The sequence below is a fragment of the Parabacteroides sp. KHUB-02 genome, from assembly GCF_056640955.1.
The window spans coordinates 3,354,233-3,374,690 of record NZ_JBWQEV010000001.1 but is presented as its reverse complement, the minus strand read 5'-3'; the positions used below and the strand labels follow the sequence as shown (position 1 = coordinate 3,374,690).

8 protein-coding genes, 2 tRNA genes and 2 rRNA genes are annotated in these 20,458 nt (G+C 46.3%); 11 read left to right on the top strand and 1 reads right to left on the bottom strand.

Going from position 1 to position 20,458, the window contains the following annotated elements:
* Window positions 1-44 precede the first annotated feature (44 nt).
* The 7 genes from ACYIA1_RS14685 to ACYIA1_RS14655 all read left to right on the top strand — a co-directional run bounded on the left by ACYIA1_RS14685 (window position 45) and on the right by ACYIA1_RS14655 (window position 12,672).
* Complete coding sequence (locus tag ACYIA1_RS14685) at window positions 45-812, top strand: 3-keto-disaccharide hydrolase (RefSeq protein ID WP_005860843.1); 768 nt, start codon at window positions 45-47, stop codon at window positions 810-812.
* A gap of 26 nt (window positions 813-838) precedes the next feature.
* Window positions 839-2,179 carry a Gfo/Idh/MocA family oxidoreductase gene (locus ACYIA1_RS14680; RefSeq protein WP_057326718.1) on the top strand — a complete coding sequence of 447 codons (1,341 nt, stop codon included), beginning with the start codon at window positions 839-841 and terminating at the stop codon, window positions 2,177-2,179.
* A 142-nt stretch (window positions 2,180-2,321) separates the two neighbouring features.
* On the top strand, window positions 2,322-5,285 hold the full coding sequence (locus tag ACYIA1_RS14675; RefSeq protein WP_121773572.1) for a SusC/RagA family TonB-linked outer membrane protein: 2,964 nt from the start codon (window positions 2,322-2,324) through the stop codon (window positions 5,283-5,285).
* Window positions 5,286-5,309: 24 nt separating this feature from the next.
* Window positions 5,310-6,881, top strand: a complete 1,572-nt coding sequence (locus ACYIA1_RS14670) for a RagB/SusD family nutrient uptake outer membrane protein (protein ID WP_008774386.1) — start codon at window positions 5,310-5,312, stop codon at window positions 6,879-6,881.
* A gap of 13 nt (window positions 6,882-6,894) precedes the next feature.
* Window positions 6,895-8,577, top strand: coding sequence for a carboxylesterase/lipase family protein (locus ACYIA1_RS14665; RefSeq protein WP_480335655.1), 1,683 nt, complete (start codon window positions 6,895-6,897; stop codon window positions 8,575-8,577).
* Window positions 8,578-8,594: 17 nt separating this feature from the next.
* On the top strand, window positions 8,595-9,569 hold the full coding sequence (locus ACYIA1_RS14660; RefSeq protein WP_259012238.1) for a sugar phosphate isomerase/epimerase family protein: 975 nt from the start codon (window positions 8,595-8,597) through the stop codon (window positions 9,567-9,569).
* Between the two features lie 271 nt (window positions 9,570-9,840).
* Window positions 9,841-12,672: an ATP-binding protein gene (locus ACYIA1_RS14655; protein WP_309595759.1), complete on the top strand. Its 2,832-nt coding sequence runs from the start codon at window positions 9,841-9,843 to the stop codon at window positions 12,670-12,672.
* A gap of 85 nt (window positions 12,673-12,757) precedes the next feature.
* On the opposite strand, the gene ACYIA1_RS14650 is transcribed toward ACYIA1_RS14655, so the two are convergent.
* Window positions 12,758-14,818 carry an alpha-L-fucosidase gene (locus ACYIA1_RS14650; protein WP_258885200.1) on the bottom strand — a complete coding sequence of 687 codons (2,061 nt, stop codon included), beginning with the start codon at window positions 14,816-14,818 and terminating at the stop codon, window positions 12,758-12,760.
* A gap of 767 nt (window positions 14,819-15,585) precedes the next feature.
* On the opposite strand from ACYIA1_RS14650, the gene ACYIA1_RS14645 reads away from it, so the two are divergent.
* From ACYIA1_RS14645 to ACYIA1_RS14630, 4 genes are all read left to right on the top strand, one after another.
* Window positions 15,586-17,110: ribosomal RNA gene (locus tag ACYIA1_RS14645) — 16S ribosomal RNA — on the top strand.
* A 150-nt stretch (window positions 17,111-17,260) separates the two neighbouring features.
* A tRNA-Ile gene (locus ACYIA1_RS14640) sits at window positions 17,261-17,334 on the top strand.
* 10 nt (window positions 17,335-17,344) lie between these two features.
* A tRNA-Ala gene (locus ACYIA1_RS14635) sits at window positions 17,345-17,418 on the top strand.
* Between the two features lie 105 nt (window positions 17,419-17,523).
* Window positions 17,524-20,399 (top strand): 23S ribosomal RNA (locus ACYIA1_RS14630).
* The 16S and 23S rRNA genes sit together here with 2 tRNA genes alongside, the layout of an rRNA operon.
* Window positions 20,400-20,458: the final 59 nt, after the last annotated feature.

Genomic DNA, 20,458 nt, shown 5'->3' with positions numbered 1-20,458 from the left:
GTTCATAGAGCGAAAACAGAAACATTAATTTAATACTATGTAGCATGAAAAAAATGATTGTTCTTATCAGTCTTTTATGTGGAGCGTTTTTTATGAGTGCCCAACAAAGTAATCAACAACAAAGACCACCGGAAAGATGGAAACCTGAGAGTACTGAATGGTATTATCCGGTTCCTCCTAAGGTAAAGCCGGGTGTCGGAACTGGTGCTCCTTCCGATGCGATCATCCTGTTTGATGGAAAAGATCTTTCTATGTGGGAATCTGCGGGAAAAGATGGAGGTCCCGCTAAATGGACCGTAAAGGATGGGGCGATGATTGTGGCTTCCGGGACCGGATCGATCCGGACAAAAGATTATTTTGGAGATTGCCAGTTACATATCGAGTTCAAGACCCCTACACCGGGAAAGGATAATACATTACAGATGAAAGGAAATAGTGGCATTATGTTACAAAGCCGTTATGAGGTGCAGGTTTTGGATTGTGAGGATAATCCTACGTATGTGAATGGCTGGGTCGGCAGTATTTATAAGCAAAGCGCACCGTTGGTAAATGCTTTCACGAAGACAAATGAGTGGCAGGTTTATGATATTTATTGGAAAGCTCCCCGTTTCGGGACAAACGATGAATTGGAATCTCCCGCTATGATTACTGTGGTATTGAACGGTATCGTAGTACAGAATAATTATGTACTGAAAGGAACGACCCCATATACCGGTTTACCTAAATATGTAGCGCATGGCCGTCTGCCATTAAGCTTACAGGATCATGGAGTGGAAGTGGCTTTCCGTAATATATGGATTCGTAATTTATAAATTGTATAACCTTAAAATAATGATTTATGACTACACGTAGGAATTTTTTAAAGAACTCGACGATGTTGGCCGCCGGCTTAGGTATCTCACCTCTTTTGGCATCGGCAGCTCCTACCGTCTCTCATAAGGAAGAGACTATAAATGGGCGGGTGAATATCGCAGTAATAGGTGTCGGTATGGGATGCCGTGATTTGCAAGGGGCTTTGACTGATAATCCGTGGGTACATTGTGTGGGCATGTGCGACGTGAACAAAGTGAGACTTGATGAGCAGATCGCACGTTTCAAAAAAGACTTTCCAAACCAAACGACTTCGATCAAGGCATATAGTGACTTCCGGGAAGTCTTGGCAAATAAGGATATCGACGGGGTCATTATCGCAACACCGGATCATTGGCATCCTTACATCTTCGCTGAGGCTTTAAAAGCGGGCAAGGCGATTTATGTGGAAAAGCCGGTTGGTAATTCGATTCCGGAGTGCCATTCGATGATGGATTTCCAAAAGAAATATAAAGGGGTGGTAACAACTGGCTTATGGCAGACTAGTCAACGATATTTCTTGGCGGCTAATGAGATATTGAAATCCGGTGTGTTGGGGGATGTTTATAAAGTTCAGCTATGGCTTTGCCAATCGACGGACCCACGTCCGGCCGTAGCGGATTCTCCGGTTCCTTCTACATTAGATTACAATATGTGGTTGGGCCCGGCTCCCGAGCGTCCATTTAATAATTACCGTTTTCGTGGATGGCGTGGTTTTTGGGATTATGGAGGCGGCCAGCAAACCGACTGGGGAGTGCATTGGATAGACTCTGCGTTCGATGGATTGAAAGCGTTAGGATTGTGTGACCGTGAATATCCGGAGGCGGTATTCTCTACGGCTTATAAAGATCCTACCTCTTTTAATGAGACTCCCAGTTGCCAGACAACGATCTTCCAATATAAGAATTTCCATATAGAATGGGCACAACAAGTCGCTCACCTGTATAATCGGAATCAAGGGGTAGCTTGGGTAGGAAGTAAAGCTACCTTAGTATGTAATCGTGAAGGTTATGAATTGATTCCAGAGAAGAACCGGGAGGGTGAGTTATTAACCGACCGTTCCCAGCTTGTCGGGAAGTTCGAGGATGGCGGTATTGAGGCCCATGCGACGAATTGGTGTAAGTGTATATTAAATAAATCTATTGAGACGAACAGCCCGATCGAGAAAGGGGCTTTCGCGACGATCCTAGCCCATATGGCTAATATCTCATATTTGACGGGAACTCGTGTTGTGTATGATCCGCAAGCTCGTAAGTTTGTGGATAATCCGAAAGCGGACGCGTATTTGAAGCGGAGCTATAGAAGCCCGTGGCAATTCCCGAAAGTTTAATGCGATTGAATGCTTAAAAACAACGACCGGTGGATTTTAATACTCTATTATATATAACCATTACCATACGAATTGAATTACAGCACATTGAGATCTCCGGTCGTTTTTTGTAAAAACAATGTCAACTTTAAATGAATGAGTTATGGAAAATCAAAAAAAGAAAGTATGGCTTCGAAAGGCCCTGTTTTTGATCGTTAGTTTGGCGTTATTCTTTCCCATGATGGCGCAAACGATTACAGTAAAAGGAGTTGTAAAGGAATCTATGACAGGCGAACCGATCATTGGTGCTAATGTAGCGGTGAAAGGAACGACTAACGGTACGATTTCTGATATAAGCGGTATGTATCAGATCTCGAATGTATCATCAAATGCCGTATTGATTGTTTCTTATATTGGATATAAGACCGCAGAGATTCCGGTAAATGGAAAGAACACGATAAATGTGAGCTTGGAGGAAGAAAGTATTGGACTTCAAGAAGTGGTAGCCGTGGGATATGGCTCTCAGAAAAAGAAAGAATTGACCGGCTCTGTTGCAGGCTTGAAGGAGGGAGACTTGATTAAGGGCGTACAGTCTGACCCAATGGGTATGTTGCAAGGTAAAGTGGCAGGTTTGAATATATCCAAACCAAATGCCGGCGACCCGAATGGAGAGTATAAGTTCCAATTACGTGGAACTTCATCCTTAACCGGTAATACTTCTCCGTTGATCGTCATTGATGGTATTCCTCAAGGGGATTTATCCGCTATTCCACAAGATGATATTGAAAGTATCGATGTATTGAAGGATGGTTCAGCGGCGGCGATATATGGAACCCGTGGAACGAATGGCGTTATCTTGGTTACGACAAAACGAGGTTCTGCCGGGAAGATGAGCGTTACCTACAATGGATATATGTCTATCTCTTCCATAGCCAATCAATTGGAAGTCATGGATCGTGACCAGTTTTTGGCAAATGGGGGAAACGACCGGGGATATGATACGAATTGGATGGATGAGATTACCCGAACTCCGTTCTCCCATTCGCATAACTTGGCATTGACAGGAGGTACGACCGATTTTAATTACCGGGCTTCTGTATCTTATCGAAATAATCAAGGTATCGCTCTTAAGTCAGGGTTCAATGAGATGATCGCTCGTTTTTCCGCTAATCAGAATTTATTCGATAAAAAGATTCAAATAGCATACGACGCTACTTATCGTCGTTTTGACCGGGAAGGTGAGAATTCCAGCTATGATGATTATTCCGCTTTTAAGCATGCGTATTATTATAATCCTACGGCACCCGTATACGACGAGACGGGAACGATAGATGCCGGAGGGTATTATGCGCTGGATATTCAGGGATATTCAAATCCGGTGGCTTATATTATGCAGCGTGACCGTCGTACAAAAGGCGGACTTTTCCAAGGGTCTGCTCGTGTAACTTGGAACATTTTGGAAGGACTTCGTGCGCAAGCTTTTGGCTCATTGAAATACTCTGATATAAATAAGGGTACTTATACCTCACGAGAGGTATTTAACACTTCTAGTTTCGGGTCAGCGTCTCGGAGTTTTAATACTCGTTTTAATAAAACACTGGAGACGACGATCGACTATGTAAAATCTTTTGGAGAACATCATTTAGTGGTATTAGGTGGATATACCTATGAGCATAATTATCGGGAGTCATTTGGCATGAACAACTCGAATTTTGATTCGGATGTATATTCTTACTATAATTTGGGTGCGGGTAGTAACTTGATTAATAACCCTAGCCAAAGCATGATGGATGGTTCGGTTTCTCAAGATAATTTGGTTTCGTTCTTCGGCCGTGTAAATTATAACTGGGGAAATCGTTACTTGTTATCAGCGTCTGTACGACGTGAGGGCTCTACTCGTTTAGGTGCGGATTATAAATGGGGAACTTTCCCTGCGGTAAGTGTCGGTTGGTCTATCGGTAATGAGGCTTTTATGGAAAGCGCTAGCTGGATTAACGATTTGAAATTGCGCTTGGGATATGGCGTGACAGGAAATATGCCTTCAGATAATTATTTGTCTTTGTCAATGATGGGAGTGGTAGGCCGTTTTTATGATCATACTTCTAAACAATGGATCAATGCTTATGGGCCGACACAGAACCAGAATCCGGATTTGAAATGGGAGCGGAAAGGCGAATGGAATCTAGGTGTTGATTTTGCAGCGTTGAATAACCGCTTGAACGTGACCGTTGATTTGTATACCCGTAAGGTTTCAGATTTGTTGTATAAATATAAGGTTCCGACTCCTCCTTATCAATATTCTTCTATGTTGGCGAATGTTGGCGACGCTACAAGTAAAGGTCTGGAATTCTCTGTTTCCGGAACCCCGGTGCAGAATAAGAACTTCTCATGGACTAGTTCTATTAACTTCTCATTTAACACGAATAAATTGGACAAATTAAGTAATGAGACTTTCCAGACTGACTGGATTGAGACCGGTTATTTGTCGGATGGTGATTTAGGAGGTATGAACTCGACTCCATTGATTCGTTTGGTCCCGGGTGGCAAGGTCGGTGATTTTTATTTGCCGGTATTCGAGGGATTTACGGAAGATGGTAAATGGAAATTCAAGGATGTCGATGGTAGTGGTGACTTTACATATAATGAGGATCGTGAGATCGTAGGTAATGCGCAACCTGATTTTATTGCAGGATGGACTAACGAGTTTAAATATCGTGACTTCGATTTATCGTTTACATTCCGTGCTGTCGTAGGCAATGATGTATATAATGTAAGCCGTATGGCATTGGAGAATCGGAATGTGGCTGGAAAGGAGAAGAATATGTTGGCTTCGGTAATGGATATCCCTTTGCAAGATGCGGCTCAAGCCTCTAGTTATTATTTGGAGGATGGTTCTTTTGTGAAGTTGGACAATATCACATTGGGTTATAATGTGCCGGTGAAGAAATTAGGTTTCATGCAAAACTTACGTTTGTACTTGACTGGTCAGAACTTGTTTACGATCACAGGCTATAAGGGTATCGACCCGGAGGTTGATATGGTAGGATTAGATAATATGGGTATTGAGAGGACTCGTTATTATCCGGCTAGTCGTTCTTTTATTCTTGGTTTGAATGTTACGTTTTAATGGATACTCTAAATATCGAAGGTTATGAAAAAATATAGTTTAATATATATAGTGTCAATGATTTGTTTCTTGGTTATCGCTCCTTCTTGTACGGATATGGATGAAGATACGACGGGACAAATGGTCTCAAATGACTTTTATGCGGATCCTTCTTTGATTCCGCAAGCGGTAGGTGCTGCCTATGCGGAATTGCAGGCTTATCAGAATCACTGGGGAGTATGGGGGTTGCAGACTGTTTCCTCGGATGAATGTGTTGTTCCGACTCGTGCGCCGGGTAATGACTGGTATGACGGAGGGGTATGGCAGGATTTCCATCGTCATCAATGGCAATACAATCTGGATGCATTGAATAATGTGTGGATTTCCGTATTTTCTGGAATAACGACATGTAACCGTGTGGTTTACGACTTGGATACATATAAAGAGGAGATGGATGTCGATATCTATAATAAATATCGTGCGGAGACTGTCATCTTGAGATGTTTCTATTATTCTATCTTACTGGATTTATTCGGGAATGTTCCTTATATCGATACATATGAGAGTGAAATCACGGCTTCTCCTCAGACAAGCCGTCCTGAGCTTTATCAGAAAGTCGTAGATTGTATCTTAGATAATATGGAATATTTGGATGACGCTCCGTCTGCCGAGAATTATGGAAGATGTACGAAATCGATGGCTTATACGATGTTGGCAAAACTATATTTGAACGCAAAGGTGTTCAAAGGGGCCTCTTCTTACGATAAGGACGATATGAATAAAGTGATAGAGTATTGCGATAAAGTGATTAACTCTGGATATTATGAGGTCGTATCTGATTTCTCCGCTCCATTTAAAGTGGCGAATGAGTCTTGTAAAGAAAATATTTTCGTGGTACCGATGCAAAATGGTATCAATTCAAATGGAGACTACGAGTTTCATTTCCATAAATTCTCCGGACATCCCAAGTCTCGCCAGATGTGGGGTATAAATGTGGGCGGTTGGAATGGAGGTTGCGCTACTCCGGACTTCCTTGCTTTATATAAAGATGACGATACCCGGAAAAAGGCGACTTTTATTTACGGTTTGATTTATGATAAGGTCACGGGAGAGCCTGTTGAGGATGGTGATAATCCGGGAAAACAATTGGAATTGACTATTGATGTATCTTCTATTAATGCCGCTTATCGTTGGGAAGGTGCTCGTATTCAGAAGTATGAATATGAGTTGGGTATGACTGGTAATATGAACAATGATTTTGTTTTATATCGTTTAGCCGATATCTATTATATGAAGGCTGAAGCTATTTTGAGAGGTGGTAATGCCGCTACTTTATCAGCTTTGTGTGCGGAACCTGCATTCCAGTTAATACGTGAAAGGGCAAATCAGCCCGTGTATACTCCGGAAACATTAACGTTGGATGAGTTGATCAATGAACGTGGCCGTGAATTTGCGTGGGAAGGTTGGCGTCGTCAAGACTTGGTTCGTTGGGATAAGTTCGCTAAAGGTAGCTGGACATTTAAGGAAGCCTTGAATAATAATTCGCGTGATTTATTCCCGATACCATACGATCAGATTACGAAAAACCAATCTTGGAAACAGAATCCGGGATATTAATAGTTGTGTTTTTATGCATATGGATAGACGAGAATTCGTGAAAAACCTAGGACTGGGCACAGCCTCTTTAAGCATGGGAAGCTTGGTAACGGCTTCCTCATGTGCCCCGTCCGGGGATTCCTCCCTTAAACAAAACGTCAAGGAAGGAGAGGATGGACAGTTTTTATTTATCGGTGACGATATCGCCATTGCCCAGACAGAGTATGGGAAGGTGCAGGGATATCTGCTGAATCATGTATATACGTTCTTGGGAGTTCCTTATGGGGCTGATACGTCGGGAAAAAATCGCTTTATGCCTCCCCAAAAGCCAGAGCCGTGGACAGATGTGAGACCAGCGGTTTTTTATGGGAATACGGCGCCGCAACGTATGGAGAACCGGTGGCCCAATAATTACGGAACTTTTGCCGATCATTGGAACTACTGGGATGTGAGTGAGGATTGCTTATATTTAAATGTATGGACACCGGGTATCGCGGATGGAAAGAGACGTCCCGTATTGGTGTGGCTGCATGGCGGCGGTTTTACAAATGGTAGTGGGATCGAGCAGGATGGATATCATGGAGAGAATATAAGCCGGGAAGGAGATATCGTATTCTGTTCCATTAATCATCGGTTGGGGCCGATTGGCTTCTCTGACTTATCTGGTGTTGGTGGAGAAGCGTATAAGGATTCCGGAAACGTGGGGATGTTAGATATTATTGCCGCCTTGCGATGGGTACATGATAATATCGCCAATTTCGGTGGAGATCCCGGGAACGTAACGGTTATGGGACAATCCGGAGGAGGTTCTAAGGTCTGTACGGTAGCCGCTATGCCGGCGGCAAAAGGTTTGATCCATAGAGCCGTGGCTTTAAGTGGATCTACGGTAGGAGCTTCCGATCAGGTGATGACCCGGAAGGTGGGAGAATATATTTTGAGAGAAGCGGGGCTGACCGCTTCCCAACTGGATAAATTGCAAAGAATACCTTGGCGGGAATATTTGGATATAGCGGATAGGGCTTGTAAAAAGTGCTGGGAAGATCAAGGGATTAGCATGAGACGGACTTTTGGCCCTGTTGCTGATGACCGGAATATTCCGGCCGGTGTATTCTACTCCGGTGAGAGCCATTTGGAGTCTCCTGTCGTCCCGATGATATTCTGTACGACTTTCCATGAATGGAACCCGAACAGGGTGGATGCGGCCTTGGAAAAAATCACTCAAGACGGTGTGATCGAGAAACTGAGAAGTCAATATGGTGATAAAGCGGAATCGATCGTGAAGGCTTTCGCCAAGAATTTCCCGGATAAGACTCCGATGGAGCTTTGGGCGATGATTTTGTCTTCCCGTCAACGAGTGGTTGAGGCGGCTAACGCAAAATTAAAGCAAGGCCAGCCTGTGTATGTAGCTTGGTTTGGCTGGTGTCCGCCCTTGTTTAATAACCGTATGCGTGCGTTCCATTGCTCGGATATCTGTTTCTGGTTTAAAAATACGGATCGGATGTTTACCCATACGGGTGGAGGTAAGGTACCTCGTGCGTTGTCAGATAAGATGTCTGGCGCTTTGTTGAATTTCATGCGGACAGGAGATCCGAACGGAGGAGAGTTACCCGCTTGGCCGAAATACACGGAAGAAAATGGAGAGGTGATGATCTTGAATAATACGTGTGAGGCTCGGAATGATCCGGACCGGGAGGCCCGTAAATCTTTGGAGGTTTAATTTAAAACGAGAGTGTTATGCTTGAGAAAAAGATTTCAAGACGTAATATGCTTCGGACTACCGGTCTGGCGGTTTTGGGCAGTACGTTCGCAGGCTTGGCTTCTTGCGCTCCGAAGAAAAAAGAGGAGCCATCACCCGAAGCATCCTCTTCGAAACGTCCTTTCCGTGTCTGTCTCAATGTCTCTACGATAGCGGGTTATAAACTTCCTGTTCAAAAACAGATTGATTTATGTGCCGAGGCTGGTTTTGAGGGAATTGAGTTATGGACCCGTGATGTGGATGCGTTCATAAAGCAAGGGGGAACTTATGAGACACTCAGGCGTCAGCTGGAAGGCTCCGGACTTTTATTGGAGAATATGATCGGTTTTGCCTCGTGGTTTGCCGATGATCCTTCGAAACGGAAGGAAGGGCTAAACCAAATGCGGCATGATATGGAGATGGTAGCGGGATTGGGCGGTAAATTTATCGCCGCTCCTGCTCAAGGAGTTACTCAATTGGATCGTACACGGTTGCCGGAGTATTCCGAACGCTATCGGGCGATACTGGATTTAGGGGATGAGATGGGTGTCACTCCGATATTGGAACTATGGGGAGCCGGGGTTCTGAATCAATTATCGGATACCATGGCGATAGCGATCGCCTCCGGGCATTCGCGGGCTTCTGTCTTATTGGATTTCTACCATTTGTACAGAGGAGGAAATAGTTTTGATAGTTTACGCTTGATAAATGGGAAGATCCTTCCGGTTTTTCATATCAACGATTATCCGGAGTTGCCTCCTCGTACGGAGTTGAGAGATTCGGATCGGGTGTTTCCGGGAGATGGTATTTGCCCGTTTAATAAGGTACTTCCTTTGCTATACGACTCCGGTTTCCGGGGTGGGTTATCCGTAGAGCTTTTTAATAAGGGATATTGGGAAACCATGGATGTAAAGGAGGTCTTAAAGAAGAGTTTTGAGAAAACCACGCAGGTAATCAATAGTTCGATGGGATAAAAGTTTGTTGGGATTTAGGAAAGGGACTGCTTCGAGGTGTTTTACCTTCGAGGCGGTCCCTTCTGTTTTTATAGTATCTTCTCTTAAAAATCAATTATTTTATAATCCGCTGTGATATAAAATGTAGTATATTTGCGTACTCTGTTTTGGGGTACGCAAAAGCTTTGTTCACAAGAATGAATAGGCATTATCCTAAATAAATCGTTGTTTTGCGGAGAGGTCTAGGGGTTGTTATCATCGGGAAAGCCGATAATAAAAGATATACATTATAATGAACTTACTTCTGAGATATGTGGGTCATGGTATAACTATAAGTTTGTTAGTATTTATAATGCTGGCGTTTCATTTGTCTGCGTTAGCACGGACAAGTGAAAAACGTGTGCTCCGGGTTGCCTTTCCGCAGGTGGTAGGCATGAGTTGGACGGCGGAGGACGGTAGTCATCATGGTATGCTCGTGGACTATCTCAATGAGATTGCCAAATATACCGGTTGGGAATACGAGTACATTGATACGAATAGGCAAACCGTGTTGAATGAATTTGTCGCAGGTCAGTATGAATTGATGGGTGGAAACTATTATATACCCGGTTTAGAGAAATATTATGCTTATCCGGATTACAATATGGGATATAGCCGTTCTTTGTTGCTTGCTCGTTCTGACGATCGTACTATCCATAGCTATAATTTGGAGAGTATGAACGGGAAAATCATCGGTGTATATGAGAATGCGAAAGAAAATATTCGCCGCCTCAAGGAGTTTTTGGCTATCAACGGATTAGACTGTAAGTTCCAATATTACAGCTTGAAAGATATGCAGAAGAACGACGAGGGATTATATTTTTATTTAATGAATGGAGAGATAGACTTGCTGTTGAGTGGCATTATTTACAATCACGATTCTGTACGGGTGATCGCTACATATAATTCTCAACCCTATTATATCGTAACCAATCCGGGTAATAAGGAAGTATTGGATGGTTTGAATATGGCTTTGGAACGGATCTTGGATGCCAATCCAAATTTCGCGGCAGAGCGTTATGCCGCTAACTTTCCTGCCCGACTTGTAAATATCCAATTTAGTGACCGGGATCTGGAATATGTCAAGAAAAGGAAAACGATCACGGTAGCCGTTCCGGAGAATTGGTATCCTTTTTATTGTAAAGAAACCTCCCAGAAGAACCATGTCGGTATCATGGTGGATGTATTGGATGAGATCAAGGACTTTACGGGTTTGGATTTTTCGTATGTGTATGCGAAGAATTATAGTGATGCGGTCCATCTGGTACAACGAGGGAAAGCTGATATCTTAGGCTTTTTCTTGGGAGATGAGAACGATGCGGCCCAGCTAGGGCTTGCGCTTTCAGCCTCTTATGTGAGTGCGAACAATATCATAGTACGCAATAAAGCCTGTAGTTATCCCGCTCCGGGTTTGGTTGGTGCTTTGGTGGAAAGTCAGCGATTTCCAAGTGGCATATCTGCGGAGAAGATTCGGTCCTATCCGGGCATTAAGGAGGCATTAGCCGCTGTCAATAGCGGAGAGGCTGATTTTATCTATGGATTGTCCTCTAAAATGGAACAGGATATTTCGCGTTATCATTTCACCAATCTTGCTCCTGTGACATTGGTCAATGATCAGAGTGCGATAAGTTTTGCGTTACCTACCCCGGTTGACCCGGATTTATTAACCGTACTCAACAAGGCGATCAATAATCTTTCTGAGTCCGAGAGGACTGTTATACGCAATCGGAATCTGGAATCTATCGGCGTCAATGAATTCTCTCTTACGGACTTTATATATGCGAATCCCTTACAATTTATGTTTATCGTGATGTTTGTCCTGTCGGTGCTATTTACGGCATTACTGCTGGCTATAGGGGCCCGGATGAAAGCGACCGTGATACAGGGCAACCTGAAACGGGCTGAGGCGGCTAACTTGGCGAAGAGCGAGTTTCTTTCCCGGATGAGTCATGAGATCCGTACGCCGATGAACGGAATTGTAGGTATGAGTACTATCGCCATGCAAAATATAGATAATACCGATAAGATAAAGGACTGTCTTGAGAAAGTAATCATGTCTTCCAAGCATCTTCTCGCTCTCATTAACGACGTGCTGGATATGTCGAAGATAGAAAGCGGAAAAGTGGAACTTCGACATGAGAGCTTTAATTTCCGGGCATTCTTGCAGGACTTTGAAAATCTGTATGGCGAGCAGGCCAAGAGTAAAGGGATCAGCTATGAGACGATATTGGCTAGTGATCTGGAAGTACAGATTATAGGAGACTCCTTGCGCTTGAATCAAGTTCTCTCCAACCTGTTATCGAATGCGCTGAAATTTACGCCGGCCAAGGGAATGATTAAACTTCGGGTATCTAAAACAGGTGAGGATCAAGAGAATGTTTACCTTCGTTTCGAGGTAATCGATACGGGATGTGGTATAGCCGAGGAGAATTATGATAAAATCTTCGAATCGTTCGAACAGGAAAATGTGGATGTTACTTATAAATATGGAGGTACAGGATTAGGGCTTTCTATCGTTAAGCGTTTCACAGGGTTGATGGGTGGTGGCATACATGTGACGAGCGTGCAGGGGAGTGGCAGTACATTCACCGTTGATCTGCCTTTCGGCAAAATAAAGGAATCGGGTAAGCCCACTCGTTTTTCCGATATTAATGGGAGGAATGACCTTGCGAAGGATTGTTATGCTGTTGATTATGACTTCAAAGGTAAACGGATCTTATTGGTTGAGGACAATGAGCTTAACCGGGAGATAGCGGAGGAATTGATCGGAGTTACCGGTGCGTCGGTGGAGAGTGCTGAGGACGGGGTACAGGCCGTAGAGATGTTTAAGGAGTCTGCCGAAGGGTATTATGATTTGATATTGATGGATGTGCAGATGCCTCATATGGATGGCTATGAGGCTACCCGATGTATTCGTGCATTAGGGCGTTCTGATGCTCAAAAGGTTCCTATCTTCGCTATGACAGCCAACGCATTCGCTGAGGATGTGCAGAAAAGTAGGGAGGCCGGTATGAACGCTCATATATCTAAACCATTAAATATACGTGCCGTGTATAAGCAAATGAACCGGTACCTTCAAGGATAAATAAAAGATTGATAAATAATTAAAAGGGGCCGCCTCTGGAAATTAAACTTTCGAGGCGGTCCCTTCTGCTTTTATTAGATATTCTTTATTTTTCCGTAATTACCGAGAATTCACCGATACCCGCTTGCTTTTTATTATCTACGATACGGGTTGCGACCAAACGGATTTGGTTACCTTTCGTTATCGGGAAATGTACGACTTGCTCGATCGGGTTAGCCTTGATATTGGAGAATTCGCCTTCGGCCACCTTCTTTCCATTAATATATAATTGATAGTTGGAGATATGACCGCTTGCGTCACGTCCTTGGTTCGGGGTGTAGCGGAATCCGGATATAGGCATTTCTTTCGCTAATTGTACGACTAACTCTTGTTTCCCTTGTGGCAAATAGTAGGTTGTGTAGCCGTTTCCGTCTAGGATCAGGCTGGTTTTCTCATCTTTCGGTGATACGATCGTGTAATCACAAGCAGGAATATCGAACGTTTGCGCGGAAACCGGACTGACTGTATCGAAAGTCGGATCATAGGCAATCGCCTTGACAGTTCCTTTTTGAGCGAAAGCGAATGGCGCCTGATAAAGCGGTGAGTCCTTGGTCGGATCTGAACCGTCGGTGGTATAATGAACCTCGGAGCCTTTATCCCCGGCCTGTATGGTTACCTCGTCATTGATATTACGGGCAATCGTTGGCTCGGTCACCAAGGCGGGGGCAAGGTATGCCTCCACGTTATTGATACAAAGCGGCCCGCGGGCGTCCGTGAAGTTGATGCGTATCTTCTCCGCTTTCTCGGTCAGGAAACGGACAATTCGTTTATAGCCGACAGTTGTCGTAGAATCCACGGTCTGTGCCGGAATCCATTTACCCCCTTGCTCGAGTTCGATATTGAACGAGCGTACTCGTTGTCCTAATGGGATATATTCTTGTATTACCAAGCGGTTTACATCGGTAGGATGGGTTAACGTGAAAGTCAATGAACCACTGGTTACTCCATCGTCCGTAGCCCAATAGGTATCCCAATCCCCATCTACTGCCTTATTGGGACTAAAATTACGTCCTCTTTTATTGCTCGCTTGTACGTAACACCCTTTCAAAAGATTCTCCTTAAAGTCATTTTGGATGGTTTGATACCATTGTACGGCACGGGCGGAGTCTACCGGACTTATTTTTCCGTTCAACGCTACGGGGAAGTTCAATAGAAAATTGGCGTTATGCCCGACGCTTCGGTAATAAAGATCGACTAATTTTGCCAGAGATTTGACTTGGTGATCTTCCCGGGAGTGATAGAACCATCCCGGACGGATAGATACATCGCATTCTCCACCTAGCCACATCGGTCCGTTCTCATCTCCCCATACACTCTGTTGGAAAGTAGGCATGGAGGGTTCCGGGGCGAAGATGCTCCATTGGGTATCACCGGCCCAACCTTCCTCGTTACCGATCCAGCGGATATCGGGTACTGTCCCTCCGAAAACCATGATGTCCGGGTGGTGCGCCTTGATCGTGTCTCGTGCCCGCTCATATTGATAATAGGTCTTGGCGTCTATAGCACGGGTTTCATTCGTGCCGCCATACCAGCCATTGCCACCGTTTGCCCCATCAAACCAGTATTCGAACAACGGGCCATAGTTGGAGACTAATTCATGTAATTGGGCATGGAATTTCTCTACATATCCCGGTTGTCCGTAATTCTCACTGTTTCTGTCCCAAGGGGAGAGATAGACACCGAATTTCAGCCCGTGTTTCTTACAAGCGTCGGATAGTTCTTTTACCATATCCCCTTTGCCATCTTTCCAAGGAGAATTCTTTACGCTATATTCGGTTGTGGCGGTAGGCCATAGACAGAAACCGTCGTGATGCTTGGTGGTTAAGATTACGCCTTTCAATCCGGCGGCTTTGATTGTTTGCGCCCATTGATCGCAATCCAGATCCGTTGGATTGAATGTGGAGGCGGGAGTATTTCCGTAACCCCATTCCAGATCATTGAACGTATTTAATCCGAAATGGACAAAGGCGTATGTTTCCATCTTATGCCATTCAACTTGTGCCGGCGTGGGAACGGGCAGGATAGGGGCGGGCGCTGTCGCTTCTTTACAGGAGAAGAAGGAAAACAACCCAAGCCCCAATAAAATAGAGGAACTCAAGTGCTTCATTATTTGTTTATATTTAGATGAGACCTCAAATATATGAAAAAAAACGGCAGATTTTTATTCTGTCTTTAGATATCTAGATAAAAGATAAAGTCCCCTGTCTTTTAGATGTCTCCTCTGGGGAAATTTTTATGCTAGCATATGATTGTTTATCAATTGTTTGCAGTGCCAGTTTATTTATCGCCTTTGGCACGGTCGTGCCATCACAGTGGCAACGCTGTGCCATCCGTGTGGCAGGGCCGTGCCATCGTAGTGGCACAGTATTGCCGCTATGATGGCAAGGGTACCGGCTATATCGTTTCCGTGAGCAGTCGGTATTTTTGCGTGTGCTATATTATAATGTACCCGATCCCCTCGTTGAGAAAAAACTTGCAAAATAATGCCCGATAAATTTGGATTGTATGTTTTATAGCATTACTTTTGCACCCGCATTCGAGAGAGAACGGCGCTTCAGAAATGATGGAAACGTGGAGGTATCCTTGGGTAGGGGATGAGGTTGGCTGGGCCAAGCGATAATTTCCAACCGCCCGGAGATCGACGAGAGAAAATAAATCGAGAATTTTTCACCGAAAAATTTGGAGATTAAAAAAAGTCCTTACCTTTGCAGCCGCAATCGAGAAACGATAGCGACAAGAGTTCTTTGAGAGATTTACATAATTCAACAAGTAGTACAAGTATAGGAAAATTAATTTTCCGGATTGATACCGTCAAGAAGTATGACTTTGGACTACAATAACGGATTCCGGAGCGAGGATAATAAAACAATTTAAACAACGAAGAGTTTGATCCTGGCTCAGGATGAACGCTAGCGACAGGCTTAACACATGCAAGTCGAGGGGCAGCGGGGGTAGCGATACCCGCCGGCGACCGGCGCACGGGTGAGTAACGCGTATGCAACTTGCCTATCAGAGGGGGATAACCCGGCGAAAGTCGGACTAATACCGCATAAAGCAGGGGCCCCGCATGGGGATATTTGCTAAAGATTCATCGCTGATAGATAGGCATGCGTTCCATTAGGCAGTTGGCGGGGTAACGGCCCACCAAACCGACGATGGATAGGGGTTCTGAGAGGAAGGTCCCCCACATTGGTACTGAGACACGGACCAAACTCCTACGGGAGGCAGCAGTGAGGAATATTGGTCAATGGGCGCGAGCCTGAACCAGCCAAGTCGCGTGAGGGATGAAGGTTCTATGGATCGTAAACCTCTTTTATAAGGGAATAAAGTGCGGGACGTGTCCTGTTTTGTATGTACCTTATGAATAAGGATCGGCTAACTCCGTGCCAGCAGCCGCGGTAATACGGAGGATCCGAGCGTTATCCGGATTTATTGGGTTTAAAGGGTGCGTAGGCGGCCTTTTAAGTCAGCGGTGAAAGTCTGTGGCTCAACCATAGAATTGCCGTTGAAACTGGGGGGCTTGAGTATGTTTGAGGCAGGCGGAATGCGTGGTGTAGCGGTGAAATGCTTAGATATCACGCAGAACCCCGATTGCGAAGGCAGCCTGCCAAGCCATGACTGACGCTGATGCACGAAAGCGTGGGGATCAAACAGGATTAGATACCCTGGTAGTCCACGCAGTAAACGATGATCACTAGCTGTTTGCGATACACTGTAAGCGGCACAGCGAAAGCGTTAAGTGATCCACCTGGGGAGTACGCCGGCAACGGTGAAACTCAAAGGAATTGACGGGGGCCCGCACAAGCGGAGGAACATGTGGTTTAATTCGATGATACGCGAGGAACCTTACCCGGGTTTGAACGCATTTCGACCGCTCTGGAAACAGAGCCTCTAGCAATAGCGATTTGCGAGGTGCTGCATGGTTGTCGTCAGCTCGTGCCGTGAGGTGTCGGCTTAAGTGCCATAACGAGCGCAACCCTTGCCACTAGTTACTAACAGGTTAGGCTGAGGACTCTGGTGGGACTGCCAGCGTAAGCTGCGAGGAAGGCGGGGATGACGTCAAATCAGCACGGCCCTTACATCCGGGGCGACACACGTGTTACAATGGCGTGGACAAAGGGAAGCCACCTGGCGACAGGGAGCGAATCCCCAAACCACGTCTCAGTTCGGATCGGAGTCTGCAACCCGACTCCGTGAAGCTGGATTCGCTAGTAATCGCGCATCAGCCATGGCGCGGTGAATACGTTCCCGGGCCTTGTACACACCGCCCGTCAAGCCATGGGAGCCGGGGGTACCTGAAGTCCGTAACCGAAAGGATCGGCCTAGGGTAAAACTGGTGACTGGGGCTAAGTCGTAACAAGGTAGCCGTACCGGAAGGTGCGGCTGGAACACCTCCTTTCTGGAGCTTTAGGATTCCGTACCGAGGTCATACGAGGTATCGATCGCCTTGTGCTGCTGTTGAGATTATGTTTATTATATAGATCAATGACCGGAAGGCCGGTCGGAGAGAGAAAGATGACGCTGGGACGTAAGTCTTGGCAAAGTTGACAGTCCTATAGCTCAGTTGGTTAGAGCGCTACACTGATAATGTAGAGGTCGGCAGTTCAACTCTGCCTGGGACTACTCCGAATGAGGGGGATTAGCTCAGCTGGCTAGAGCATCTGCCTTGCACGCAGAGGGTCAACGGTTCGAATCCGTTATTCTCCACGCATCCCGCGAGGGAAAGAGGATCTTTGACATATTGGACATCAAAAAGAAGAAACAAGTAGAGCGAGCTTAAGATATATCAACCCGTACGTATGTACGAGGTGAGAGAAAGTAAGCAAGGGCAGACGGTGGATGCCTTGGCTCTCGGAGGCGACGAAGGACGTGATAAGCTGCGAAAAGCCCGGGGGAGGCGCAAATAGCCCTTGATCCCGGGATATCCGAATGGGGCAACCCGGCAGGCTGAAGGCCTGCCATCCCGTAAGGGAGGCGAACGTGGGGAACTGAAACATCTAAGTACCCATAGGAGGAGAAAATAAACAATGATTCCGTAAGTAGTGGCGAGCGAACACGGAAGAGCCCAAACCCATGTCGTCTAGGCGACACGGGGGTTGTAGGACCACGACGTGGCAAGATAGAGTCAAGTGGAACGCCTTGGAAAAGGCGGTCATAGAGGGTGAAAACCCCGTACACGACTGACGATTGAAGCCTAGTGGCATCCTGAGTAGCGCGGGGCACGAGAAATCTTGCGTGAAACAGCGGGGCCCATCCCGTAAGGCTAAATACTCCCGAGAGACCGATAGCGAACCAGTACCGTGAGGGAAAGGTGAAAAGAACCCCGAGCAGGGGAGTGAAATAGACCCTGAACCCGTCTGCCTACAAGCGGTCGGAGCATAGCAATATGTGACGGCGTGCCTTTTGCATAATGAACCTACGAGTTACCTTCCCCGGCAAGGTTAAGTACCTAAGGTACGGAGCCGAAGCGAAAGCGAGTCTGAAGAGGGCGGCCAGTCGGGGGGGGTAGACGCGAAACCGAGTGATCTACCCTTGGCCAGGTTGAAGGTTGGGTAACACCAACTGGAGGACCGGATGGGTAAGCGTTGAAAAGCTTTCCAATGAGCTGAGGGTAGGGGTGAAAGGCTAATCAAACTCGGAGATAGCTCGTACTCCCCGAAATGCATTTAGGTGCAGCCTCTTTATAGTATATCGTGAGGTAGAGCGACTGATTGGATGCGAGGGCTTCACCGCCTATCAAGTCCAGATAAACTCCGAATGCGCGATATATATTTACAGGGAGTGAGGGCGCGGGTGCTAAGGTCCGTGTCCGAGAGGAGAAGAATCCAGACCACCGGCTAAGGCCCCCAAATGATCGTTGAGTTGAACTAACGAGGTCGGATCGCAGAGACAGCTAGGATGTTGGCTTGGAAGCAGCCATTCATTTAAAGAGTGCGTAACAGCTCACTAGTCGAGCGATCTGGCGTGGATAATAATCGGGCATAAACGATCTGCCGAAGCCGTGGATGTCGTAAGACATGGTAGGGGAGCATTCCATGCGGCGTCGAAGATGAGGGATGACCCTTGTTGGAGCGCATGGAAAAGCAAATGTAGGTATGAGTAACGATAAGGGGGGCGAGAAACCCCCCCGCCGAAAGACCAAGGTTTCCTGATCAACGCTAATCGGATCAGGGTGAGTCGGGACCTAAGGCAAAGCCGAACGGCGACGCCGATGGAAGAATGGGTTAATATTCCCATACTGCCTCATGGAGTGACGTGGAGACGGAGAAGTGACAGTCCTGCCGGCTGACGGAATAGCCGGTTGAAGGGTGTAGATATTGATTCCCGTAGGCAAATCCGCGGGGAGAGTCGAACCTGAGAGTATACGGAGCGCTTGCGCAACGTAATATGGACGTAACCATGCTCCCAAGAAAATCCGCTAAACTTATCCATGCGGCACCCGTACCGTAAACGGACACACGTGGTCGGGTTGAGAATACTGAGGCGCTCGAGTGACTCACGGTTAAGGAACTAGGCAAATTGACCCTGTAACTTCGGGATAAAGGGTCCTCGTCGTAAGGCGAGGCGCAGAGAATAGGTCCAGGCAACTGTTTAACAAAAACACATGGCTGTGCTAAATGGAAACATGACGTATACAGCCTGACACCTGCCCGGTGCTGGAAGGTTAAGAGGAGATGTCATCGCGAGAGAAGCGTTGAATTGAAGCCCCAGTAAACGGCGGCCGTAACTATAACGGTCCTAAGGTAGCGAAATTCCTTGTCGGGTAAGTTCCGACCTGCACGAATGGTGTAATGATCTGGACACTGTCTCAACCGTGAGCTCGGTGAAATTGTAGTATCGGTGAAGATGCCGATTACCCGCGATGGGACGAAAAGACCCCGTGAACCTTTACTATAGCTTTACATTGAATTTGGGCAGACGATGTGTAGGATAGGCCGGAGGCTTTGAAGGGGGTACGCCAGTATCCTTGGAGCCGCCGTTGAAATACGGCCCTTCGGTTGTTTGAGTTCTAACTCCTAGGCAGGAGGACACTGTATGGTGGGTAGTTTGACTGGGGTGGTCGCCTCCAAAAGCGTAACGGAGGCTTCTAAAGGTGCCCTCAGACCGATTGGTAACCGGTCGCAGAGTGTAATGGCATAAGGGCGCTTGACTGGGAGAGATACAACTCGATCAGGTAGGAAACTAGAGCATAGTGATCCGGTGGTTCCGCATGGAAGGGCCATCGCTCAAAGGATAAAAGGTACTCCGGGGATAACAGGCTGATCATTCCCAAGAGCTCATATCGACGGAATGGTTTGGCACCTCGATGTCGGCTCGTCACATCCTGGGGCTGGAGAAGGTCCCAAGGGTTGGGCTGTTCGCCCATTAAAGTGGCACGCGAGCTGGGTTCAGAACGTCGTGAGACAGTTCGGTCTCTATCTATCGTGGGCGCAGGAGATTTGAGGGGCTCTGACACTAGTACGAGAGGACCGTGTCGGACGTACCACTGGTTTACCGGTTGTCCCGCCAGGGGCACCGCCGGGTATCTAAGTACGGATCGGATAAGTGCTGAAAGCATCTAAGTACGAAGCCGGCCTCAAGATTAGATCTCCCTGAAGGGTGGTTATAGACGATGACCTTGATAGGCCACAGGTGTAAGGGCGGCGACGTCCGAGCCGAGTGGTACTAATAGCCCGGGACTTTCCTCACGTGAGGGTTGATATATTTTAAGACGATAAGGCGAAGCTGGTCTCTTCGGATTGATGTC